Below are 22,610 nucleotides of genomic sequence, written 5' to 3'. Positions count from 1 at the left end.
GTAGGGCCGGACCGGGTGTCGGCACCGGGTTCTAGGGTGCGGAGGGTGACGACGACTTCCGGCGCGTATGCCGGCCTTCCCGGGCCCGTACCCGGTGCTCTGCCGGATCCGTGGACGGCGCTGCGGGAAACGGGCTGGCCCTCGCTGGATACCGCGTACGGGACCGCAGGAAGGATTCCCCGGATACTGGCCCCGCTTCTCGCCCCGGACCTGACCGCGGAGGAGACCCGGCAGGCTCTCAACGCCTTGGAGCCGGTGCGGCACCAGAACACCATCTACGAGGCGACCGCGCCGGTCGCGCTGTGCATCGCCGCTGTCCTGGCCCGTCGCGCGGAGCGACACTCCGGGGCGGCGGACCGGGTGTGCGCGCTGCTGCTGGACTGGTTGGCCGGTGTCGCCTACGACAGCGACGACGCCTGCGTGAATGCCGGCCGGCAGTACTTCGACGACGACTTCCTGGAGGCCTACCCGGCGATGGTCGCCTTGCGTGCCCTGAGGCCGTTGCTGTACCAGGCCGTCGCGCCGTTCCTCGACGACCCCGACACCGCCGTTGCCGAGGAGGCGCTGTGTGCCGCCCTGGCGTTCGCCGAACACCCCGGTCTGGCCGGGCACCGTGACGGCCTTGCCGAGCGAGCCCGGCGCTTCCTGCTCACCAGTGACCTCACCAGCGACACGCGGTGGCGACGCCGTCAGGCCCTCGACGCCCTGACCGCCTGGGACCACGACACCACGGCCCTCACCCGCCCCGGCGACGACGACCGCAACCCCTGCATCACCGGCCGGTCTTGGCCGGACGCCGACGGGTACCCCGACGACCCGCCCTTCTGACCGCCAGGCAGGACACGCCCGCCGTCCGGCCTGCTCAACCCGTGCCGCCGCTCTGCACCATCCTGGAGCGCGTCGGCCTCCAAGTGCTGACCGACGACGACCATCAGGCGGTGCTCGACCTCACCCGACACCGCTCCCTCGCCACGCTGCGCCGGTTCATGGGCCGGTTGGAGCGCACCCGCACGGCGGCCGCCGCCCTGCGCGCCGATCAGGTCCGGCCTGTCTGTCCTGTGGTTCGCCGCAGCCACCCCTGACCGTCTCCCCGACCCGCACCTCGCCGCCCGCGGCCGGCCCCGGCAGCAGCCAGGAGACCGCCCGACGGTCTCTGGCGGTGGAGGCCCGCCGCCCGGGGCGGCCAGGGCAGGCGTGCCGCCGCCCACGTGCTCGGCCATGCCGACCTCACTGTCTACTTCCCGGCCCGGGGCGGATCCTGCTTCCTTGGGGCGGAAATGCGGGTGTTGCAGGATCCTGCATGAAAGGGCTGCAGCGACTTCCGCCAGAACGACGTGCATTGTTGGGTCGTCAGCGGATAAATTCGTTCCCGTCGCCGGGCAGGGCATGGATGAATCGCGTGCATTCGCCTGCTGTCGGCGTCGATTCATCGTCGCCGGAGCGGTACCACGGCTTATCTTAACGGTGAAGATCCGTCGCTGACGGTCGCTCCGCTGGCGGGAGAGAGCGAATTTCTCGGCTCGCCCGCTGCCCCCGGCACCCCGGTATGACAGCCTCTGGCAGCTCGCTCCGACGTTGTGCGAGGACCACCCGCTCGATACCCCGACGAGTATTCGGGCGGCTATCGCAGGTGATTACCCTCGTGGGTAGGCTCGTCCCCTGTTGCCTTAAGAGGTATATGTGACTGACACCGGTATCAATGTGGCCTATGCGGTGTTCCTGGTGTTTCTGCTGCTGCGCTTCTACGTGAGCCGCACCGGCAAAGGACCGAACCGGGTGCTTCCCCCCAGCAGGGCGGGAGGGGTTGTCGCCGCAGCCGCTTTCGCACTCGCACTCGGCGTCGGACTGGCCGCAGCCCTCAGCGCAACGCGAGGTGTGTTCTTGGTGGTCCCCGCAGTCGCCTTCGCTATTGCCGCAGGGTGGGCGGGAGATCTGGCCGCACGGCTCAAACGGGACCGACGCGCGTAGTCGGGGCGGGAGCGGACGTCGGCGCCGGCCTGGGCGACGATCTCGGCGACCGGGGTGGCCTCCAGGACGGTGTCCCTCGGGTGGGACGCCCCGATCTTCCGCTGCACGGTGACCTTGATCGCCGATGGTGGGCCGCACGACCGGCGGCCCACCATCAGTGCGTTCCGGTGGCTCAGTAGAGGACTACGGAGAGCCGGGCCGGGCCGGTCTCGGTGGTGGTGTCGCAGAAGTAGACGATGGCCTGGTGGCTGTTCACGTACGCCTGGCCGGCCGCGTGGCAGGCGGCGGCGGTCGGGTAGATGCCGACGTAGGTGTAGGTGGACGCCTGGGCGGTCGGGGCGGCGATCAGGGCGGCGCCGGCCACGAGCCCGGCCACGGCCGCGGCGGAGAATGCCTTGCGAAGCGACATGAGTGGTCTTCCTCCCATTGGTGAGCGCCGGGGTCCGTGCCCCTGCGCTTCGCCGAGGAGCCTCCTCCGAATGTGAAGGCGGGGCAATGGTCGAGACCAATTCCGACCGGAAGCGGTGTGGTGTTTCTGTGATGGTGCAGGTCACGGGCTCGCCTGACGGGCTGACGGTTATCTTCCGGACAGTTCTTGCACTGTCCGGAACCTGACAGTCCGTTTTGAACCGATTCGTCAGACAGTCCCGGGCTGTTTCCTTGGTGGGAGCGCTTTCGCGCCCGGGCCGGGACAGCGTGCAGACGGGTCTCACCGAAGCCTGACCGGCAGTCACGATCACGTACGGGTCGCCGAGCCGTCCGTGCCGGACCGGCTCTTCGACCGGGCGGCCGGCCTATCCTGCCTCCGACGATTGCGAGAAACCGACGCCATGACCGACGCCATGACCGACGCCACCCCCGACACCGGCCTGCCGCCCGAGCTGGAGGCCTGGCTCGCCGCCCGCCTGCCCGGCCTGGACGCCACCGAGGACGTGTCCTGGCCCCGGGAGACCTCCCAGGTCTGGCGCGTGGCCACGCCCACCGGCCCGGTGTTCGCGAAGATCAGCCCGAGCGAGGCGGACCACCGGCGCGAGGTCTACGCCTACGACAACGTCACCGCTGCCTTCGCCGAGCACGAGACGCCGCGCCTGCTCGCCCACGACCCGCACCTGCGCGCCCTGCTGACCAGCCCGCTGCCCGGCCGCGTCGTCCGCGACCTCCCCCTCGACCAGGCGGCCGAGCGGCGCGCCCACGAACTCGCGGGCCACCTGCTGCGCCGCTGGCACGCCCACCCCGCCCCCGACGAGCAGCAGGTCCGCGGCCAGGTCGTCACCGCGGCAACAGTCCAGGCCGACGAGGCCGCCCGGTGCCTGCACCGCACCGCCGCCACGCTCACCCCCGGCCAGCGCGCCCTGGTCGCCCGGGTGGCGAGCGACCTGCCCGGCCTGGCCGCACACCTGCCGCTGGTATACCGGCACGGTGACAACTCGCCCCGCAACTGGCTCTGGCACGCACCCCCCGGCGCGCCCGGGAGCGTGGGCCTGATCGACTTCCAGATGGCCGATCACGGCGCGGCGGTCAACGACCTGGTGTGGCTGCACGGCGCGCTGTGGCCGAACCGGCCCGACCTGCGGTCCGCCTTCCTCACCGGCTACGGCCGCGACCTCACCGACACCGAGCAGCAGGCCCTACGCCTGTACACCGCGCGCCTGGCCGTCTCCTACCTGACCACCGGCCTGACCGAGGACAACACCATGCTCGTCGACCGCGGCCGGAGAGTGCTCGACCACCTCGTGCACGCAGCCTGACCCTCCCCACCCAGCGACCGAAGCGACCGGCTTTCCGAACTCCTCGCGGCCACACGCCTTGAAGCCCTCCAGGCCCGCCTGGAGGCCACCCACCCGCCCCGTTCTGCCCGCCCTCGCGCCGCTGCTGCCCTGCCGCCTTCCCGTGGCGCCGCAGTCCGGGTCGGTGACCCGTTTTCGATCACGGTGCTCGCCGCAGGCCAGGCGCCGCGCAGGATCGTCAGCCGGGCTCGGCGGCGAGGCGGCCGAGCATCGCCATCACGGTGATCCGCGCGTCCTTGTCGTTCGTCACCGCACAGTGGGCATCGACGCCTCGCCTGTCCGGTTCCTCGTCCGGCTGGGCCAGGCCCAGCCGGATCAGGTTGACTGCGGACTCGCGGCACCAGGAGTAGTCCGCTACGGCGCGCACTGCTTCGACGTGGTCGATGCGGCCGGGGTCCTCGGCGCGCAGCAGCGCTGGGGTGGGAAGCGGCCCCAACACCTCCGAGATCCACCCCGAGACGGCCTCGCGGGAGCATCCCCGTTCCAGCCGCGAAGCGCTCGCGGCGGTGAGCGCCAGGTGGATGAGGAGTGACCCGAACCAGGTAGTGGCCTCGGCCGGAGGCGTGTCCGTGCCCGCCGGCGGCATCACGGCCTGGTACAGCATGGCCGCGTCGTCGGCGCACGCAGCGTCGACGACCGCCTTCACGGCGCTGCCGAGGGCAGCTTGGTCGATGGTCACGTCAGCGACTCTCCCACAGTTGGCAGTCGTCAACTTACCGCCCCCTCGGGGGAATCAGTGCGGTTCGGCCACTCTTTCGGACCTGGGCTGGACGCACTTGTGCAGGCGAGGGGCACGGACAGCTTCTCTGCCCAGGTTCACCCCCGCGCTCCTGTCCGCCACACCGATGCCTAGATCCTCTGCCTCGGCCAGGCGGCCCGGCATGGACGAAGTCGGTTGCCGCCTCGTGCCAGAGGTTCCCGGCGCCAGGTGGCTGAGCCGGATGCGGACCGCGCCGCCACCGCAGCCCTGCGGGCGCTCGGCTACGACGTCACCGGCATCCAGGCCCTCGCGTGCAGCCAGGCGCCCTTGGCCAGCCGCCTCTCCTCCCGGCAGCTCGGTCTTGCCCCCGGTGTCCGCCTCGACGTCCTGCACCGGCAGTACGGTGCGCGCCGTGCACGGGCGGTGCGGCGGCCGCGTGCACAGGCACCGTGGTGAGGAGGGCCAGCACGACGACCCCGACCGGACTTGTACGCACCTGACCAGTACCCCCACAAGGGCGGGCCGACAGAGCCGGCTCTCGGCCACCATTTCACCCGCACGAGCGACCGCGTCGGGCGCGAAATGACTGCCGCTGCGCACGCCGCCTCGATTTCCTCCTGGTGGAGGTGTGCGAGCGCCATCCTGGCGGTCACCATCGCGGTGTTGCGCCGAAAGTGGGTCGGCGTGCCGGCCAGGGAACGGTGGCACGCGCTTCGGCCTTGACGTGTTCGCCGAGGTGCTCGTGGATGATCCCGCTCAGGCCGTGCAGTTCGGGAAGACCGAAGAACGCTGACCAGGACGGGCGGGGTACGTTGTGGGCGACCCGGGTGAGGCCGCCACCGGACACCACAACCCCCCTCCCGGCACCTCCGCGGCCGTCTACCGCCTCCACGGCGTCCCCGACGTCCTGGACACCACGCCGTACTGCCCGGCCCGCACAAAGCGGGAGGAGCCGCGGTGAACCAGTTCCCGCGCCCGCGTTCGGTCCAGAACAAGCCCTGCCCGACCTGCGACCGACGGATCGTCCTGACCGAACGCGAGCACCCGGCCTTGGCCCACATCGCGGGCGGAAGCACCATCGCCGCCACCGGCAAGCACCTCGGCCTGGCCGCCAGCACCGTCGAGATCGCCCTGGCACAGGCCCGCCACAAGGCCGGCGCCCGCAACCTCGCCCACCTCGCCCACCTGGCCCCGCCTTCTGAGCGGCGCCGTGCCGGTGCGCGGTCACGGCGCCGGTGCGAACCACGCCTGCGACTCGTCTTTCACCACCACGCCGATGATCTCCCGCATCCGCGCGCTCATCCGCGGCAGGGCATCCAGCGCGAACCACCCGACCTCCACCGACTCGTCATCACAGACCCGGGGCACCTGACCCGGGTCCGCCGGCCGACACGCGAACACCAGCTCCAGGTACTGCGCCCGGTCGCCGTTGCCGTGCCGCACCGGCGGCGAAGTCGTCACCATCGCCAGACGCTCCACCACCACCTGGACCCCGGTCTCCTCCTCGACCTCGCGCACCGCCGCCGCGGCCGGGTCCTCTCCCGGCTCCAGGATCCCGCTCAGCGGCGTCCACCATCCGTCGGCAGGCCGGCGCTGCAGCAGCACCTGCCCGTGCCCGTCGCGGACGACCGCGACCACCCCCGGCAGCCACAGAAGGTGATCAGGACCGACCGCAGCCCGCAGGGCTGACACATAATCAGGGACCATGCGCTCACCGTATCGGGCGCGGACACGGCCGGCACAAGCCGCCGTCGGCGCCTTCGGTATGGAGACCGGGGACGTGGAGCAGAGTGCCGGCGAAGCCGTCGAACGCAGACGAAGCTCCCCACGCAGCGTCCGGAGCGTGGCGGCCGGCACACGTAGCCGTCGGTTGCCGTCGTCGGGCGGGCGGTCGGCCCGCAGGGGACTTGGGCGTGGCCGGGCAGCCGTTGTTCGCAGTGGGGGCCGGAACACCGGGCGGCCGTCTGTCCGTGAGGTTCCGTCACCATTCCACGATGACGGAACCCGGGGTTGCGACAAGCCGCCCTGCCGGGCCTCGGTCTGCCACCCCCGCCCGCCGTGCCCTGCCCGCCGAGCCCCGTCCGCCGGCGGTCTCCGCCTGCCGCGGCCTGTGCGGTTCAGTCTTGCCCGCGCGGGGACGGCAGCGGGTTGGCCGGTTGGTGCAGCCACGCCCGGTGCTCGCCCCCCTCCAGGGTGAGCCCGAACCTCTCGAACCCCGGACGGCCTGCGGCCGTCCACCACCGGACGGTGTCCTCGACCTCCGACCACATCCGGCGGGAGCCCGACTGGCGGACCTCGAACCGGCTCGCGCCGTCCACGAAGTCCACCGTCGCCCAGGAGGTGACGCCGGTGTCGAACAGCCACAGCGTGGTCATGCCGCTGCCGCCGTTGTTGCTGCGCCGGTAGTACAGGTCGGGTACGGCCAGGCCCACGACGAAGGACGCCAGCCAGTCGTCGACGACATTGAGCGGGTTCAGGGTCGTGTACTCCCGCACGGCGTCCCCGGGCCAGTCGCCTGGCAGGTAGTCGTCGACGGGCGGGGCCTGGTAGCGCTGCTGGCGCATGCGCATGAACGCGGAGGAGCCGGTGAACGGGCCCGTGGCGGTGGTGCCGGTGACGGTGGTGCCGGTGACGGTCAGCCGGGCGACGGCTCCGCCCCCGAAGAGCGGCGCGAAGGGCAGCACCAGCACACCATGCCGGCGGATCTGTCCGATCAGGGCCGGGGGGACGTGTCGTACCGAGCAGGTGAGGATTCCCCGGTCGTACGGTGCCCCGGGCAGGTATCCGTGGGCCGCGTCGCCCACCACCGCAGTCGGAGCGATGTCGAGGGCCCGGAAGTTCGCGGCGGCCTGGGCGGCGACCACCGCGTCCAGTTCCACGGTCACGACGTTGTGCGCGCCCTGGCGACGGGCCAGCAGTCCGGCGTTCCAGCCGGGGCCGGTTCCGCCTTCCCAGACCTTGTGGCCTTCGTGGACGTCCAGGTCGCGCAGCATGGAGGCGACCATCGTCGGCATGGACACGGACGAGGTCGGTTCCCGCTGCTGTCCGCTGCTCGTTCCGTCGTCCCACTGCGTCACGATCGCCACGTCGGAGTACGCGAGCTCAAGCCACCGCTCGGGGCTCCGCGCACGGTCGCAGCGCTCGTAACCGTCGCCGGTGCTCGCCCAGAAGACGTCCGGGAGGAACTCATGGCGGCCCACATCGAGAAACGCCTGCCGCCAACCAGGGGTCAGGACGCCCGAGGCCTCCAGCCGGTCGACCAACCGGGCCCGGACGTCGACGGCCGCCGTCACTTGTGCTTCGGGTCGGGAGCCGGGCCCTGTCCGTCCGGGTTCGGCTTCGGGCCGATCTCCGGACCGCCGGGCTTGGCGTGGCCCCCGCCCTTGCCGTCGTTCGGGCCGCCCTTGTTCTCGTCACCCACGGTGACTCCTCTCCACCCCGATGCACCGAAGGCCTTGCCGAGCAGAGCGTAGTCGACCGGACACCTGACGTGAATGGGCGCGTCTCTTCCCGTAGTCCTCTCTTCCCGTAGTCCTCGACGACGAGTTGGGCACCGGGTCGGCGGACCTGCTCGTGGAGTCTGCGGGCCGCCGTGTCCCGGGCGGGCCGCCGTGTCCCGGGCCGGCGGGCCGGCGCCCCCGGAGCGACGCGCGCCAACTACGGGCCCGCGATCGCCAGGTCCTCAAGCACCTCACCGCCGAGTACCCGGACCTCGCGGCGATCGGCAGCCCCGAGGCCTTCGCCGGGATCGGGCTCATCGCCCGCCGCGGCGTCGGCGCCCCCGCAAGACCGCGGAGACCACCCCCCGTGAGCTGAGAAGCCCGTTGCTCAGTCGAGCTCGGTGATCGTGAGTTCGAGTCTGCTGTCTCGGTCGGGTGATCGTTGGTCGGCTGGGCGTGGGAGTGGGGCCTCCCGCACAACTCGGGTGCCAGGACACTGCGGGGTCGGGCCATCCGCCTCCGGTGTCACCGCAAGCGGATAGCCTCCGACGGGGACGGGCGGTCGATGGGAGTGGACGTGGACATCGAGGAGATGCTGGACCGGCTCGGTGCGGTCATCGGGCCGCCGCCGGAGGGGGTGGTCCCGGTTCCGTGGGAGCTCGGGCCGGAGACGCTCGGTTTCCAGCTGCCCGCGGACTACCGGGCGTTCATCGACCGGTACGGGACGGTCAGCATCAGCGACGAGCTGCACGTCTTCGCACCGTCGGCGGCGCCCAGTCCCAGGGTCGGGCAGCCGCCCGGTTTCGAGGGATTCCTGTTCTACACGACGGAGCCCTACGGATACTGCGCCATGCTGGCCCAGGCCTACGAGGACGGGGACCACGACGAGTGCCCGTATCCGCTGTTCCCGGCCGAGGGCGGGCTGCTGTCGACTCGTCCTGGGGTGGCGTGGACAGCGGATGGAACGTCGAGCGACCCTGACACCGGGGCTGCTCACGAACCGTCGACGAGGTGAGCGACAAGGCGCCGGCCGCCACCAGCCGGCCGGCGCCTTCGGCAGCCGGAGGTGATCCGCCCTCGGGAGGCCGTGATGCCACCGACTCGCCGGCACCTGTCCACGACTCGTCGCACAGCCCCGCCGTCCCGGGTCCCGCCGGTGCGTCCTGCGTCCTGTGTGCTGTTCTGTCAGGTCCGGTACGGAAGCCAGACATCGCCGTCCACGATCCTGACCTTCGGCCCGCCGGGAGTCCAGGTGATCGACTTGGCACGGCCTTTGTCCGTGGTGAGCTCGATGTCGTACATCTTGAGGTACTCCTCGGCCGGGTACTGGTCGGTGGTCGGGTTTCCCCAGGGCTCGATGTACTGGCAGATGTAGGTGGCGGGCTGGGGCCAGGTCTGCTCGCAGGCCGTCTCGGACGGGTACTCCTTGCCGTCCCCGTCGGTGAACAGGACGCGGTAGGTGTATCCGTCGTCCGTGATCTCCTCGAGCCTGACCACGCCGGTGACCGTGTCTCCGACGTTGACGTCGTAGTCCGTGCCCTGGGCGTGGGGGATGTCGTGGCCGTGCTGGTCCTTGCCGTCGTAGATGGCGTAGGTGTGGAGGTACCACTTCGGGTATCCGGCGTGGAAGGCGAGGACGGGCTGGAGGATGGACCCGACGCCGCCGGCGGCCGTTCCGGGCCAGAGGTAGAGGAAGACGTCGTGATCGCTCGTGTCCTCGGGAACGGAGGGGACGACGAACGTGGTCCGCAGTTCGGTGACGTATGTGCCGTCCGGGATGTCTGCCGTTGCGTGGTGGAGGTTGCCGGCCGCTCTGTGGGGGCCGAGTCCTCGGGTCGCGGAGGGCGGGATCCTGTGGTTCTGGTGGCTCATCTTCGCTCCATTGGCGTGAACTCGGGGTAAGTGGCGCGGTGGGCCGTCGCTTCCGCGTCCTGTGCGCCGGGCGGGCCGGATGGTCTCCACCTCGTGGGCGGGGTGGAGGCCACCGGGTCGGGATGGGCGGGGGAGACGGCTACCGCCACTGGCCGCGCAGGTGTCGAGCATGTCGGACCGTGCCTGCTTCGCGGGGGCGGTGATGTTCAGCCGGTAGTGGCTCTTCACCGTGCCGACATCGTGGGGTGCGTGGCGTGCCGCTGCTTCAGTCAGTGGCTCGAGATGGCGGCGGGTGTGCAGGTCACGCCGGCGGTCGGGTTCTCGGAACCGAGGCCGAGCGAGCCGAGCAGCCCTGGGGTTCCTTGCCGGTCGATTGACTGGCAGGACGTGAGGATCGTGCTGCCGTTTCCGGCGGAGGCGACGGTCGCGCCTTCTTCGAACTCGCCGACTGCGTGGGCGGCTCCCGCGCTGCCGGCTGCCGGCAGGACTGCTGTGATAGCGGGTGCGGCAGAACGAACGATCTTGTGCATGAGGTCGAGTTCTCCTTCGGCGGGGCTGACCATGCCCGGATCATTCCACCCGAGATCCGAGACGGAGGGCCGGACACAGGCCAACTCACCCGACCTGGTGACACTCTGGCCGGGAGTCGCAGGACCCTTGGTTGAGTCGAGGCCGAGGAGGTGGATGATCAGCCGGTCACCTCGCTGACCGTCGAGCGGGTCGAGGCCTCGTTGACGAGGTTCCCGGCGGCGGCGAGCGACCGCAGCGCGAGGTTGTTGAGCGCCCGCGGATAGCCGCGAGAGGTGGTCGGGAGCGGGGCTGCCCGGTCCTTCGTCGGGCCCCTCGTCAGGGCCTTCGCCTGACCGGGAAGACGGGTTCGCCGCCTTGGTCGGTGCCGCATCCGGCAACGCCGTCACCGTGAGGATCCGGCTGGAGCCGACCACGACCTTGCAACATTCATACAGGTAGATTCTGCTCGTGAGCACCGACGCGCTTCGCCGCTTGACCGACCGGGAGTCCAGGGAAGTCTGGGACCGCTTCGACGAGAGGTTCGACTTCAAGCCCAGCATGAATGCCTTCCCCGCGATCACCGAGCCGGTTCCGTCGGTGACCTGGAGCCTGGACGCACTTCACGACGATCCCGGTGACCGGAACCTCGATCACCTGGTTCGCCTCGTCCAAGACGGTCTGGCCACCTGCACCCCGCCCGGAACGGCGTTGCTCGTCCTGGAATGGCAGCACACCAGCTACCGCCTGCGCCCCGACCTTCCCGCCTCCGACATGTTCCTGCCCGACGCACTGGGCGGCAACTTCCGGCCCGGGTGGCCGCGCAGTCCCTATCCGGACGGCGACTACCCCGTCTACCTGGCCGAGGACCTCACGTTCGGCACCTTCGGCCACCCATGGGAGCACTCACTCTGCGTGTTCGGAACCGGCTTGCTGAATGAAGTTGCCGCCGATGTGGGCCAATTGCTCCCGACGGTTCTGCGCCGAGACGGCCAACCTACGACGACGAGCTGATCAAACGCCCGTCTTCACCGGCCTCGTGCGGGCAGGAGGGCAGGTGGCCTTCCCCGACGGCCACGTCCAGGCGTTCCGCACGCTGGGCGGCATACCCGTAGGCCAGATACGGTAGGACAACCTCTCACCCGCGGTGACCAGGTGATCCGCGAGAGCAGGTCGCGGGAGGAGCATCCGCGCCGGCACGACTTCCGCCGGCACTGCTCGATCACCCCGTTCTACTGCGAGCCGGACTTCGCGGCGCCCACGAGAAGGGCGGAACCGAAGGCCAGGTCGGCTACTGGCGGCCCAACCACCTCACCCCCGTCCCACGCGTCGACTCCCTCGACGAACTCAACGACGCCTTCGCGGCGTTCGAACAGGCCGAAGAGAACCGGCGGAGTTCCGATCGCCTCGAACGGGTCGTTCGGAAAAGGGCACATGTTCCGCTCGACCTGTGCGCGGCAGCGCCGAATGTCGACGGGTTCGGGGGTTCAGGCTGCCGGGGCGGACCGGTGCGTGCGCCAGAGCGACCTCAGGGCTTCGAGCTCGGTGCGGGGGAAGTGCTCGCCCCACTCGCCGCGATATCCGCTCTCGCCGTACTTCGTGGCGACTTCGTCGAAGCAGCGGATCACTGCTCGCGCCACGACGTCGACGCTCTGCCGGGTCGACCAGATCTCGGTCCCGGCGTTGTCGTGCTTGGCACCGTCCGGTAGTTGAAGGAGGCGGATCCGTACGTCGTCGCCTGTGCGGTAGAAGATCCACCACATATCACGGCTTTGCCGTTTCTTCCCAGGTCAGAGCCCCAGTGGACCATCTGCGGTCAGCAAATCGTCAGCATTGGACGGGATGGAGACGGCAGGCGATGGCAGCGAGGACCCTGGCCCATGGGATGGGTACCATGCTTCGGGGAAGCCTGGGTCCAGCGGGAAGTTTTCGAGCACCTCCCGGCCGGCGGCGAGGGCGTCCTCCAATCGGTCATGGATGGGTTTGGGCAGGGCAGCGGAGCCCAGTGCGCAGGTGGCGAGCGCCTGTTCGAGTTCGACTGTTCGGCCAGGGTCCAGGCGGCCGCAGACGCCAGGGTGGGTGAGAAGGTCGCGCAGTGCGTAGCCGTCGCCCGTTCTACCGGCGTGGCTGGACAGCTGCTTGATCAGGTTTCGGGCGGCGGGTGTGTCCGGGGCGGCGTCGATGGCGGTCAGGGCGAGGCGGGTGGTGAAGACGGCCAGGCCTTCGTCCGGTTCGAAGGCGAGGCAGTGGTCGATCGCGGTCTCGGCGGCGTGCCGGTCGCCCGGGCGGCACAGCGTGGTGAGCACAGCTGTGACGGCGTCCTCCCACGGCTCGCCCGGCTCGGTGGTGGCCAGCAGGGCGAGGGCGCCGGGCAGGTCGTTGTTGGTCATTGAGGCGAGGATGGCGACCTGGCGGCCGTCGAGGATGCGCCGGCCGATGCCGTGGTGTGCCTCGATGTGGCGCAGGGCGTCCGTCCAGCGGCCGGCGGAGGTGAGGGCGCGGGTGCCGTCGGCGATGACGACGCGCCACAGCCACGCGATGACTTCGGCGTGCTGTTCGTCGGTCTCGGTGAGGCGGGCGGGCACGGTGATGCCGTCGAACGTTGCTTCAGTGGCGGTGGTGACTGCGTGGTAGAGGTCGAGGAGGAGTTGGTGGCCGCGCTGGTGGTGGCCGGCGCGGATGTGGAGGCGGGCGAGGTTGACGACGGGCTCCAGGCCGCGGATGGCGCCCGTTGCGGGGAGTGGGCCGCGGGTGAGGTAGAGGACGGCGTGGCGGTGGCACAGCGAGCGGGCGTAGTCGGGGAGGCCGAGGTCGGAGGCCAGGAGGGCTGCCTGGTTGAAGACGGTGGACGCGAGGCTCGGGTCGACCTGCCGGGAGGCCGTGTCGGCCAGCTTCGAAAGCCGGCCGACACGGGCGGTCAGGGGCAGGCACGGGGGCCGGTGGCGTGCTACCAGCGGGAAGCGCTGGGCGATCGGTCCGGTCGGGTGCACGGGGGTTACTCCCAGACGACGGTGATCGGGTGGTGGGGGCGGTCCAGGACGAAGCGGCCGGCGGCCGGGTCCCCGGTGGTGGGGGTCTCGGGGAGTTCGAAGCGCAGGGGTCGGCCGCGGAAGGCGGTGTGCCAGGTGCGGATCCGGTCGGCGACGAGGTCGGCGAGGGCGGCGCCTGTGGGGCCGTGGCCGATGACGCCGGTCTCGTAGGTCTTGCGGCCGTCGGCATCGGGCTCGCCGGGGCGCAGGGTGAGATAGGCGAGGGAGCCAGTGTCCACGGTGGCCATGGCGCCCCAGCCGAACATGGGGGCGATGCCGCGTTCGCGGGCGTTGCCGGTGACGCTCATCCGCATCAGGGAGTTGGGGAGGGTGAGGGCCAGCCACAGGTCCTGGTACTCGTAGGTGGTGCCGGCCGGGATCGTCACGCCGGTCCAGACGTCATGGCGCCCGGTGTCGAGGACACCGAGCAGCCGGTCGGCGTCGACCGCGCCGGTCTGGTCCTTGTGGACCTGGAGGGTGACGTCGCCCTCGTGGGTGAGGGCGACGGTGCGGCGGGCGTCGTCCATGCTGCCGCGTAGCGGCATGAAGACGGCGAGTTGGTCGTCGACCGACACCCAGCCGGTGTCGCCGCGCTCGAAGGCGATGGTGCGCGAGGCGGTGCCGCGCAGGCGCAGCGGCAGGACGATCCGCCCGCTGGGCTTGATCTGCTGGAGCCAGGCGGTGGGCATCTCGCTGGTGCTCACGGTGGCGATCAGCCGGTCGAACGGGGCCGCGTCGGGGTGACCGTGGGCGCCGTCACCGAGGATTACGTCGACGTTGGTGATTCCGGCGTCCGTGAGGTGCTTGCGGGCGTCGTCGACGAGGTCGTCGTCCACGTCGACGGCGACCACGTGCCCGTCGGGGCCGACGATGGTGGCCAGGTAGGCGGCGTTGACTCCGGTCCCGGCTCCGGCTTCGAAGACGCGCTGGCCGGGCTGGGCGCCGAGCTGCTCCAGCATCAGGGCGACGATGGCGGGCTGGGAGGCGGCGCTGATCTGGGTGCCGGAGCCGTCGGTCTTGGTGTATGTGGGGTTGTCTGCGTAGGCGGCCTCCAGGGGGAAGCCGGGCAGGAAGTGCTCGCGGGCGACGGTGCGGAAGGCGGCCTCGACCGCGTCGGTGCGGATGGCGCCCTGGGCGAGCAGTCGGTCGGTGAGGCTGTCGCGCAGCTGCTCGACGGGGGTGGCAGTGTTGTTGCTGAGAGTAGTCACGTGGGCGACCCTAGTGGTTGTGCGGATGGTGGGCTGCGAGGGTGCGGGACCCTCGCTGGAGTGGAAGACGGTGTCCAACGCGCGTGCGGCGGTAGCGGATTGGTGATCGATCGGCAGGCCGGCGCGGTTGGCGTGGAAGATCATCAGGTGGGTGAGGACGGCGCGCAGCCCCCGGGTGAGGCGGCCGTCCCGTGCGAGACGGACGAGGTCCTGTCCAGCCTCCTCGAAGGCGTCGACCCAGTCGGTGTGTCCGGCGAGCGGTTCACCGGGGCAGGCGAGTCGGTGGGTGTCGAGGGTCATCAGGTGGCGCATCGCGGTAGTCAGGGCGGTTGCCCGTTCGGGGACGAGGGCGGGCGGCGCGGGGCGCTCGGAGGCGAACTTGGCCCAGACGTCGCCCTGTTCGTACCAGTCCAGGCCGGCGGAGCGGAGCATCGCGGAGACGAGAACGACGAAGGTCTCGGTGCGGCCGAGTGCGGACGGGTCGGGCTTGGCGGCACGAGCCATCAGATGGCGGCTGTCGGTGTGGAAGAACCGATGGACGATCTCCATGGCCTCGGGGCCGCCGAACGCCTCGGTCTCCGGCTCGTAGACCACGGTGACCCAACCCGAGACGAGGCCGACGTCCACGAGGGTGTCCAGGAGCGCGGTGACGACGGGGACGGGGGCGGCGGCGCGGTAGCGCAGCCGCAGCCCGCTCTTGCGCATGTACCACCAGCCCTCCAGTACAGCGGAGTTCTGCGCGTGGGCGAGGACGGGGGTCAGGTGGTGGGCGGCGATCTGTTCGACGGTGCCGGGGTCGGCGAAGGTGAGGTCGTGCTGGATCCAGCCGGTGGTCATCGAAGGAGTCCTTGGTCAGGTGGTGAGGAGACAGGCGTCCCAGCTGGTTGCGGGACTGGTGGCCGCGGTGGGGGCGAGCAGGGCGAGGGCGGTGCCGGCGGCGCCTTCCAGGAATCCAGGCCCTGCCGTCGCCAGGAGGTGGTGTGCCTGTTCGTCGGGGTCTGTGCGGGGCGGATGGGCGGTATCGAGGAGCAGTGCGGCGGCTGTTCGCAGGCGGGCCGCGTTGCGGGGGAGGGCGTCGTCGGCGGCGCGGTGGGCGATGTGGGCGAGCCCGGCGTAGCCGTGGCAGGCGGACAGGTCGGTGGTCGCGGCGAGCGCCTTCGGGTCGGCCAGCGTGGTGGCGAGGGCTTGCTCGGCGTCGTGGCGTAGATGCTGGTCGCCGAGGGCGAGGGCAGCGAGTTGTCGGGCGCGTGCGACGCCTGCGGTGCCGTAGCACCAGCTCGGCCGCTGCGGCGTCAGTGGCCTGTGGTTGAGGTCATTCAGGTGTGTGGGTGTGATCCAGTAGGGCCAGGCATTGCCGTCACGCCAGCGCTCCAGCCAGGACAGAACGGCGCGGATCGCCTCGCGCTGGCCGTCGACCTCGATGCCGCGGCGCAGTGCGAGAGCCAGCAGTGCGAGTGGGCCCGCGATGCCGTGCGCCACACCGGTGTTGGCGTGCCCGCTGGGGAATCGCGCGTCCGGCGCGCCTGAGGGGCCGTCCATGCTCCACCAGCCGGGCAGCGCTTGGCCGTTGAGCTTCACGTCGGTCGTGAGGCGGACGAGGTAGCCGAGGACCCGGTGGATCGCCTCGCCGGCCGGGTCGCGGCGGAGAAGCACCGCGCCGATTCCGGCCAGGCCGCGGATGGCGTCGAACTCGGCCAGCGCCGGTAGGTCGCCCCGGGTGCTCCGGGCGAGGGCTTCATCGCAGCGGCGCAGGGCGTCGCCGGCGACGACGCCGTCCAGGCGGGCGAGGGCGCTGCTGTAGGAGCCGGGCCGTGCCTGCGCGGCGCAGGCGAGAGCGTGTGCGAAGGCCGGAGCACCGTAGTGCAGGTAGCTGTCCGGGCCGCTGGTCACCGGACCCTTTGCTGCCATGGCCAGCCAAGTACGTACCGGTTCCCATGGGCCTCGGCCGGTGGCGGCCCGTTCGATGTGGAGCAGGGCGATGCCGGGTGCGCCGTGGGCCAGGGACTGGCGCCACTGCGGGCGCGACGACCAGGCGGACGCTACGGCCTCGGGGTCGGCGAGGAGTTCGGCGATCCGGTCGGACAGCCGAATAGCGGGGTGCGGGGTGGTCACCGGTCACCGTCCCGGGAGAGGCGGGCGAGGGCGGTGGCACGGGCCAGGTAGAGAACCTGGGCTTCGGCGTCGAAGTCGATGCGGTGCGCGCGGACGAAGCTGCAGTGCAGCAGCGAGCCGAGCACGTCGTCCGCCTGCACGCCGTCGGTGTGCGGGCTGGGGAAGTGCCGTCGATAGGTGCCGAGGGCCCGGTGGCGGGCGGACCAGGCGTCCACGATCGCGGCACCGCCGGGTTCGGCACGCAGCGCCGCCCAGCCACGGGCGGGGTCGGCCAGGCGCACGGTTCCACGGAAGACGTGCCTTGGCACGGGGACCGGCGCCTGAGCAGGGACGTTGTCAACGAGCCAGCGCAGTCCAGCGGTGGTCGAGCCGGCGAACCCTGCGGTGATGGCGACCGCGTGGGCGGCGAGCACCGCCTGCCGACCGGGCAGCACGGTCTGGGACAGCTGGGCGAGGACGGCGGCGGAGTCGGTGCGGAAGACTTCTTCCGCCGCTGCCCGTGCCGGTCCCTCACCCCAGCGCCCGGTCTCGGTGTAGGAGGTGGGGTAGACGACCTCGGACAGCAGGCCGGCCTGGTGGAGTTCGGCGGTCCAGGCGCTGATCACGGTGGCGGCGGGGCCGAAGACACCCGGTTCGGGAAGGGCGATGCGCAGCCGCAGATGGTTGCGCGGGTCGCGGAAGCGGACGAACCACCACTTCGGACTGCCGAGTCTGTCCAGGAGGCCGGGTAGGTGTCGGGCGAGGACGGTGTCCTGGCGGTCCAGGGCGCCGTAGAGGGAGGCGAGGAGCACGCGGGAGGTGCCCGGGGCGTCGCCGTGGCCTCGCTGCAGGATCCGGTGTGGGGTGGGCTTGGGCAGGCGTGGCCATGCCGGGGCCCGGGTGGCGGTGACCGGGACGACGATCTCGTGGGCCCGGCCGTCGGCCCAGCCGAGGTCGGCCGGGTCGGGTTCCTCGACGAGGACAGCGTGCGGGGCGGAACGGAGGTGGTCGCGGAGCAGGGCCCGGTGGCCCAGATGGTCGAGGTCGAGGGGAAGGCCCTGGCTGTCGGCGGCGAGCAGCACGTGCCGTGGCGCGCGGTGCCGCGTCGACCACGCCGTCAGGGCCTCGTCCCACCGCCGCTGCGAGGCGTCGCCGGAGGGAAGTTCGGCCGCGGTGAGGCGCCAGGTGGCGGGGGAGAGGATGACGCGCCGGTGCCGCAGCCGGGGGCGGAAGGGCAGCGCATGGAGCGAGCCCCAGTCGAAGCGGGTGACCTGTGCGGCCTGGGCGCGGGACAGCTCGGTGATCAGCCGGGCGAGCGGCGGGGTGTGGTGGCGGAGGTTGAGGGCGTGGGTGGCGGTGGCCTCGATCCGGACGCCGAGCGTCGGTGCCGCCAGGTACATGCGCCGTCCGTCGCAGCCCACCGCCAGGTCCTCGGGGCCGAGAGCGCGGTCGGTGGCAGGGCGGTGTTCGGCGAGGCTGATCACCAGCCGACCCGTCGGCAGGCTGCGGGTGACGTGCCCGCTGGCGGGGTCCAGCGGTGGGAACGACAGCTGGGCGGTGACGGCGTGCTCGTCCATCGTCGGGAGGTCCGCCAGCAGGTCGGTGAAGGCAGTCCGGTTCTCGGGTTCGAGGAGGTGGAGGAAACGGCCGACCGAGACGCCGGCGGCCCGGGACGCCGCGACCACCTCCAACCGGAACTCGCCCCGGTCGAGCCGCTCTTGACTGCGGGCGTGGACGCGGACGATGACCTCAAGGTGCGGAGGAACGCGGGGCTCCTCCGGGCCCTGCTGGAGGGAGGCCAACAGCGCTTCGTCGAGGACGACCTCGCGCTCGCCGTCGAGCGTGGCCCGCTGGGCGAGGGCGGCGAGCAACTCGTCGCGCTCGTCGAAACGCGCCGGTTCGGCCGGCCGGGCGCCTGGATAGCCGTCGGGCCAGCCGATTCCACTGTCGGCCACCATGTCCAGCAACGGCACCAGCGCGCCGCGGCCGTAGCGCTCGTAGAAGCGCTGGTGGTAGGCGCGCCACGCCGTGGTGCCGTTGGGTGCGGCACTGAGCCGGTCCAGCAGGTGGGCGGCTCGGGCGGCCTCGTCGGCCACCGAGCGGGGGAGGACCAGGTCGGCGTCCAGCCGAAGGTCGACGGCGGGCACCGGACGACGGCTGCCGGCGGTCCGGAGGTCCGTCAGGATCTCGGCTGCCTCGGGGATGTGCTCGGCGCTGATCTTCGACAAGACCGTGAGGAGGTGCCGGAGCGGGTCAGGGTCGGTCGCCGGAGCGTGCAGGTTCGTGATGAGCACACGTTGGGCGACGAGTTCGGACAGGATGCCGGTGACCTGTTCGACGGTTGCGGTGGGGAACTCGGCGCGGACGTTGTCGACCAGATCTCGGAAGCGGATCGGAAGGCGAGCGAGGCCAAGGGCGAAGGCGACGGGGAGGGTGCGACGCAGGGTCGTCTCGGCCGCGGCCGTGCTGCCGTCGGCCCGGGGGATCGCTCGGTGGGGGACGACGAGGCGATCGCCCCGCACTTGGACGGTGTTGTTCGCCGTCACGTCCAGGAGTGCCAGCACGGCGGGACGGCACTCCAGCAGGCCGGCAGCCTGGGCGATCACGGACTCCGAGACACTGGTGACAACATGGTGTCCGGCGCCCCACCGCACGACGCAGGACGGCCCGAACGATGCCGCCTGTACGCCCGCGAAGCGTCCGAACGGGGTGGCGCGGCCGGCCGCGCGCAGGAGGTAGCGGGCGGTGGAGAGCGCGGCGCGCCGAACTTCGCGCGGGTTGGGCTGGGGGCTGTCGATCAGCTGGGCGATGCGATCCGCGAGGGTCGGGCCGGCCAGTTCGAGGGCTTGGGCGAGGTGGGCGTCGGCCCACAGAGCGCGCAGCCACTGTGCCTGGTGGAGGGCTGCGGCTGGTCCGGTGGTCGAGAGGTCGGGCCACGCCGGCACCGGCAGGTCGGGATGGGCGACGGCGCGTACGAGAGCCGCGTCGGCGGCGCGGTAGACGGCTTTGGGAGCAGGTGTGCGCATCGCTGCGGACCTCCGGACTCGGAGACGGAGACGGGGGAGGGCGGGTGGTTCCCCGGGAGCAGGCCCCGGGGAACCACCCGGGAGCGTCAGTGCACGCCGGTGGTGCAGGCGCCGCAGGTGGAGCCGCAGCCGTCGTCGGTGAGGACCTGCAGGCTGGCCGCGTCGGCGGTCTCGACGGTGCGCACGTCGAGGTCGAACTCGTCGCCGCTGACGACGGCCGTGGTGGCCTTGGTTTCGGCCGGGATCATCTGAGCCATGATGGCTCCTCCTTGAGGGTTTCCCTTGCGGGGCCTGGAGCCGGGGCGCGTATGCCCCCCGCGTCACCAGGAGTCGGTGGGGCGGCAATGCCGCGGGTCGAGGGACGGCTGCCCTTCGAGGGTGAGCGATTCCGCGGAGCCTCCTGCGGGTCCTCGTGAGGGGAGGCTGCCAAGGCATCAGGAACGGGGGAATCCGGGCCCGAGACCGAGTGCAGGGTGCGGATCGCCCAGTGCCCGCAGTATCAGCCGCTCACCCGAGAAGCCGGTGCGGCCGTGCAGCAAACGATGGTTGTCCAGTACGACGCCCTGTCCAGGGGCCAGCCGAAGCCGCTGGGTGTTGCGGTCGATGGCCTGGCGCAGGGCGGGCAGGTGCGCCTGGGCGTCGGGCGAGAACCGGGCCAGGTCGTCCTGGCGCAGCCGCAGCTGCCACCGTCCGGCGGGCAGCTGCTGGAACACCGGGGCGAAGTGGCCACTCGACCCGCCGAAGTAGGCGGCTCGCTCCGCGGAGAATGCCTCGATGGCGGCGGGGTGCTGCACGGCCAGCTCGGCGAGGACGGCCCGGCCGTCCACCAACAGGGTCTCACCGCCGTTGTCGCCGGCCCGCGCGCACGCCAGCAGGAGCAGACGCGGCGGATCCGATTGCTGCGCGCACTCGGTGTGCAGGGCCAGCGCGCCGCGCCCCAGGCCCGCGAAGCCCGGCCGCCCGCTGTGGCGACCGGTGTCGCGGATCACGGTGAGACCGTCCGGGTCGGCATCCCGGTGCTGCCGCAACGAGGACATCAACCGGCCGGCCGCGAGGAGCACATCGTCGCGCCCGCCCAGCCTGGCGAGCCTCAGCAGGCCGTCCTCGCGCAACGCCTCACCGGCCTGCACACGCACCGTTCCGTCCAGCCCGCCCGCGGTGAAGTCGTCGCTGCCGGTGCCACTGGTGTCGAACGACGGCATGGTGAAGCTCCCTCGTGGGACCGATCGGGTGGGAGGCGGCACACTCTCCACGCCCCGGCCACCGAATGGAAAGTGACAGATTGTCAAAGCCTGATTACCCGGCTGCGGGGCATCGCGTGGGTTCGCAACTGCTACCTTCGACACGCCCGTGACCGCCCACGCGCCCCGGAAGAAGCGATGACCGAAACAGAACTGCCCTACGTGCCAAAGGCCTTCCCGATCTCCGTCAAGGGCGTCGTGCTCGACCCGCGGCAGCGGGTGCTGCTGCTGAAGAACGAGCGCCAGGAGTGGGAGCTGCCCGGTGGGAAGCTGGAGGGCACCGAGGCCCCCGAAGAGCGGGTCGTCACCGAGATCCACGAGGAGAGCGGCTGGACGGCGACCGCCGGCCCCCTGCTGGACGTGTGGATGTACGAGCCGATCCCCGGGCGCCAGGTCTTCATCGTCACCTACGGCTGCACCGCCACCGACGCCCACCGCGCCCCGGTCGTCAGCCACGAACACAAGGAAGCGGGCCTCTTCCACCGCGACGAGGTGCCCGGCCTGGCCATGCCGCAGGGCTACAAGGACTCCATCACCCGCTGGTACGAACTGCACCACCAGGCCTGACCGGTGACCCGGACCGGCCCCCACGGCGGCATCCGCTGGCACTGGACCACCCCCAGAGCCCAGGACATCCTGCGCCGCCGCGCCCTGCCCGAGATCCTCCAGCTCTACCGCGAACTCCACGGCCTGCCGCAACAGGAACTCGCCGACCTCCTCGGCTACTCCACCAGCTACGTCTCCCGCATCGAGACCGGCTCGCGCACGATCACCGACATCGGTGCCCTGCGCCACCTCGCCGAACGCCTCGGCCTCCCACCGCACTGCCTCGGCATCACCGACGACACCGATGCGGACCACCAACTCGTGATCCAGCTCGCCGACTCCGTGCTGCGCCTGGCCGAGATCGCCCGCCAGGCCGGCCAGGCCACCACCGCCGTCGCCGAGCTGTGGCCGCTGGTCGCCCGTCTGGAGGCCCGCACCGCTGACGGACACGCCGACCTCGACATCCTGCGTCTGCTCGCCCGGGCCCGCGTCGGCCTCGGCGTCGCCCTCGGCCACGTCCTGCCGGAGGAGCGCCTGGCCACCGCCGCCCGCTGGACCGGCAAGGGTTTGAACGTCGCCCGGCGCCTGGGAGACCCCGGCCTGCACGCCAATGCCCTGCGCCACCACGGCAACGAGCTGCGCAAGGCCGGACTGCACCTGCGCGCCCTGGACCGGCTCGGGCGGGCCCGCGACACCGCCCGCACCGCCACCGAACGCGCCGAGGCCGTCGTCCTGCTCGCCCGCGCTGCCGGAGCCGCAGGGAACACCGCCGTCTTCGACACCGCGATCGAGGAAGGCCGGCGCCTCCTGGGCGAGGCGACGCCCACCGCCCTGTTCTCCGAGTTCACCCTTCACGAGGTCCGCCTTCGGGGCCTCATGGGCACCGGCCGGGTCGCGGAAGCGGTCCGACACCTCGACCAGGAACCGGTCGGCGGACTCGCGGCGACCTCCCAGTGGCGGATCATCGCAGCGATCACCGCCGGCGAGGTGCTGCTGAGGAAAGGGGACCCGACTGCCGCGGCGCGGCAACTCGGCGCGGCGGTGGACGGGGCGACCCTCCACCGTCTGCCGCACCAGCTCCAGCGCGTCGTGCGTGCCGGCCGTCACCTGCCCGAGGTCCGGGACCGTGCGGGCGATGCCTTGGCACGGCTGCGGGCCGAGATAGCGGCCTGATGTCCGGCCCGACAGCGGGGCG

Annotated in this window: 24 protein-coding genes; 9 read left to right on the top strand and 15 right to left on the bottom strand. The window is 71.6% G+C overall.

All coding sequences use genetic code 11. The annotated features are described in order from the left end of the window. Positions 1 to 45 precede the first annotated feature (45 nt). From ACFQ6N_RS17580 to ACFQ6N_RS17570, 3 genes are all read left to right on the top strand, one after another. Positions 46 to 828, top strand: a complete 783-nt coding sequence (locus ACFQ6N_RS17580; RefSeq protein WP_380649930.1) for a hypothetical protein — start codon at positions 46 to 48, stop codon at positions 826 to 828. Between the two features lie 41 nt (positions 829 to 869). Further along, positions 870 to 1,082, top strand: a complete 213-nt coding sequence (locus ACFQ6N_RS17575; protein ID WP_380649928.1) for a hypothetical protein — start codon at positions 870 to 872, stop codon at positions 1,080 to 1,082. Positions 1,083 to 1,680: 598 nt separating this feature from the next. Further along, positions 1,681 to 1,968 carry a hypothetical protein gene (locus ACFQ6N_RS17570; RefSeq protein WP_380649927.1) on the top strand — a complete coding sequence of 96 codons (288 nt, stop codon included), beginning with the start codon at positions 1,681 to 1,683 and terminating at the stop codon, positions 1,966 to 1,968. 172 nt (positions 1,969 to 2,140) lie between these two features. Here ACFQ6N_RS17570 and ACFQ6N_RS17565 read toward each other — a convergent pair whose 3' ends face one another. Beyond that, entirely contained in the window at positions 2,141 to 2,377 is a 237-nt protein-coding gene (locus ACFQ6N_RS17565) for a hypothetical protein (RefSeq protein ID WP_380649926.1), read from the bottom strand. Between the two features lie 421 nt (positions 2,378 to 2,798). Between ACFQ6N_RS17565 and ACFQ6N_RS17560 the strand changes: the two genes are divergently transcribed. Beyond that, positions 2,799 to 3,716, top strand: a complete 918-nt coding sequence (locus ACFQ6N_RS17560; protein ID WP_380649925.1) for an aminoglycoside phosphotransferase family protein — start codon at positions 2,799 to 2,801, stop codon at positions 3,714 to 3,716. Positions 3,717 to 3,933: 217 nt separating this feature from the next. On the opposite strand, the gene ACFQ6N_RS17555 is transcribed toward ACFQ6N_RS17560, so the two are convergent. Continuing rightward, on the bottom strand, positions 3,934 to 4,434 hold the full coding sequence (locus tag ACFQ6N_RS17555; protein WP_380649924.1) for a hypothetical protein: 501 nt from the start codon (positions 4,432 to 4,434) through the stop codon (positions 3,934 to 3,936). Positions 4,435 to 4,683: 249 nt separating this feature from the next. Here ACFQ6N_RS17555 and ACFQ6N_RS17550 point away from each other — a divergent pair, with 249 nt between their 5' ends. Further along, a complete protein-coding gene (locus ACFQ6N_RS17550; RefSeq protein ID WP_380649923.1) occupies positions 4,684 to 4,911 on the top strand; it encodes a hypothetical protein in 228 nt (75 codons plus the stop codon). A 423-nt stretch (positions 4,912 to 5,334) separates the two neighbouring features. Here ACFQ6N_RS17550 and ACFQ6N_RS17545 read toward each other — a convergent pair whose 3' ends face one another. The 4 genes from ACFQ6N_RS17545 to ACFQ6N_RS17530 all read right to left on the bottom strand — a co-directional run bounded on the left by ACFQ6N_RS17545 (position 5,335) and on the right by ACFQ6N_RS17530 (position 7,876). Continuing rightward, on the bottom strand, positions 5,335 to 5,640 hold the full coding sequence (locus ACFQ6N_RS17545) for a hypothetical protein (RefSeq protein ID WP_380649921.1): 306 nt from the start codon (positions 5,638 to 5,640) through the stop codon (positions 5,335 to 5,337). Between the two features lie 39 nt (positions 5,641 to 5,679). Then, the gene (locus ACFQ6N_RS17540; protein ID WP_380649920.1) at positions 5,680 to 6,162 is read right to left on the bottom strand and encodes an NUDIX domain-containing protein; all 483 of its coding nucleotides are present in this window, start codon (positions 6,160 to 6,162) and stop codon (positions 5,680 to 5,682) included. Positions 6,163 to 6,572: 410 nt separating this feature from the next. Further along, on the bottom strand, positions 6,573 to 7,748 hold the full coding sequence (locus ACFQ6N_RS17535) for a protein-L-isoaspartate(D-aspartate) O-methyltransferase (RefSeq protein ID WP_380649919.1): 1,176 nt from the start codon (positions 7,746 to 7,748) through the stop codon (positions 6,573 to 6,575). Continuing rightward, positions 7,745 to 7,876: a hypothetical protein gene (locus ACFQ6N_RS17530; protein WP_380649917.1), complete on the bottom strand. Its 132-nt coding sequence runs from the start codon at positions 7,874 to 7,876 to the stop codon at positions 7,745 to 7,747. Before ACFQ6N_RS17530 ends, ACFQ6N_RS17535 begins: the two co-directional genes overlap by 4 nt. A gap of 584 nt (positions 7,877 to 8,460) precedes the next feature. Here ACFQ6N_RS17530 and ACFQ6N_RS17525 point away from each other — a divergent pair. Next, entirely contained in the window at positions 8,461 to 8,910 is a 450-nt protein-coding gene (locus tag ACFQ6N_RS17525) for a hypothetical protein (protein WP_380649916.1), read from the top strand. 170 nt (positions 8,911 to 9,080) lie between these two features. Here the strand turns inward: ACFQ6N_RS17525 and ACFQ6N_RS17520 are convergent, their stop codons facing one another. After that, positions 9,081 to 9,767: a hypothetical protein gene (locus tag ACFQ6N_RS17520; protein ID WP_380649915.1), complete on the bottom strand. Its 687-nt coding sequence runs from the start codon at positions 9,765 to 9,767 to the stop codon at positions 9,081 to 9,083. A 269-nt stretch (positions 9,768 to 10,036) separates the two neighbouring features. Continuing rightward, positions 10,037 to 10,330, bottom strand: a complete 294-nt coding sequence (locus tag ACFQ6N_RS17515) for a hypothetical protein (RefSeq protein ID WP_380649914.1) — start codon at positions 10,328 to 10,330, stop codon at positions 10,037 to 10,039. 415 nt (positions 10,331 to 10,745) lie between these two features. Between ACFQ6N_RS17515 and ACFQ6N_RS17510 the strand changes: the two genes are divergently transcribed. Then, entirely contained in the window at positions 10,746 to 11,288 is a 543-nt protein-coding gene (locus ACFQ6N_RS17510) for a DUF2716 domain-containing protein (RefSeq protein ID WP_380649913.1), read from the top strand. A 473-nt stretch (positions 11,289 to 11,761) separates the two neighbouring features. Here ACFQ6N_RS17510 and ACFQ6N_RS17505 read toward each other — a convergent pair whose 3' ends face one another. The 7 genes from ACFQ6N_RS17505 to ACFQ6N_RS17475 form a co-directional block, all read right to left on the bottom strand. Further along, positions 11,762 to 12,037, bottom strand: coding sequence for a hypothetical protein (locus ACFQ6N_RS17505; RefSeq protein ID WP_380649912.1), 276 nt, complete (start codon positions 12,035 to 12,037; stop codon positions 11,762 to 11,764). Positions 12,038 to 12,064: 27 nt separating this feature from the next. Then, a complete protein-coding gene (locus ACFQ6N_RS17500) occupies positions 12,065 to 13,264 on the bottom strand; it encodes a hypothetical protein (RefSeq protein ID WP_380649911.1) in 1,200 nt (399 codons plus the stop codon). Between the two features lie 5 nt (positions 13,265 to 13,269). Beyond that, positions 13,270 to 15,348, bottom strand: coding sequence for a methyltransferase, FxLD system (fxlM, locus tag ACFQ6N_RS17495; protein ID WP_380649910.1), 2,079 nt, complete (start codon positions 15,346 to 15,348; stop codon positions 13,270 to 13,272). 15 nt (positions 15,349 to 15,363) lie between these two features. Further along, positions 15,364 to 16,623, bottom strand: coding sequence for a lanthionine synthetase C family protein (locus ACFQ6N_RS17490; RefSeq protein ID WP_380649909.1), 1,260 nt, complete (start codon positions 16,621 to 16,623; stop codon positions 15,364 to 15,366). Further along, the gene (locus ACFQ6N_RS17485; protein WP_380649908.1) at positions 16,620 to 19,628 is read right to left on the bottom strand and encodes a lantibiotic dehydratase; all 3,009 of its coding nucleotides are present in this window, start codon (positions 19,626 to 19,628) and stop codon (positions 16,620 to 16,622) included. The genes ACFQ6N_RS17490 and ACFQ6N_RS17485 overlap by 4 nt, the downstream gene beginning before the upstream one ends. 86 nt (positions 19,629 to 19,714) lie before the next feature. Continuing rightward, entirely contained in the window at positions 19,715 to 19,876 is a 162-nt protein-coding gene (locus tag ACFQ6N_RS17480; RefSeq protein ID WP_380649946.1) for an FxLD family lanthipeptide, read from the bottom strand. 186 nt (positions 19,877 to 20,062) lie between these two features. Beyond that, on the bottom strand, positions 20,063 to 20,830 hold the full coding sequence (locus ACFQ6N_RS17475; RefSeq protein WP_380649907.1) for a TauD/TfdA family dioxygenase: 768 nt from the start codon (positions 20,828 to 20,830) through the stop codon (positions 20,063 to 20,065). Between the two features lie 177 nt (positions 20,831 to 21,007). Between ACFQ6N_RS17475 and ACFQ6N_RS17470 the strand changes: the two genes are divergently transcribed. Continuing rightward, entirely contained in the window at positions 21,008 to 21,436 is a 429-nt protein-coding gene (locus tag ACFQ6N_RS17470) for an NUDIX domain-containing protein (protein WP_380649906.1), read from the top strand. A 3-nt stretch (positions 21,437 to 21,439) separates the two neighbouring features. Next, the gene (locus ACFQ6N_RS17465) at positions 21,440 to 22,588 is read left to right on the top strand and encodes a helix-turn-helix domain-containing protein (RefSeq protein WP_380649904.1); all 1,149 of its coding nucleotides are present in this window, start codon (positions 21,440 to 21,442) and stop codon (positions 22,586 to 22,588) included. The last annotated feature ends 22 nt before the right edge of the window (positions 22,589 to 22,610 follow it).

Source organism: Kitasatospora sp. NPDC056446 (assembly GCF_042796115.1).
GTDB lineage: Bacteria > Actinomycetota > Actinomycetes > Streptomycetales > Streptomycetaceae > Kitasatospora.
The sequence above is the reverse complement of the archived record's forward strand: the minus strand, read 5'-3'. Positions and strand labels throughout refer to the sequence as shown.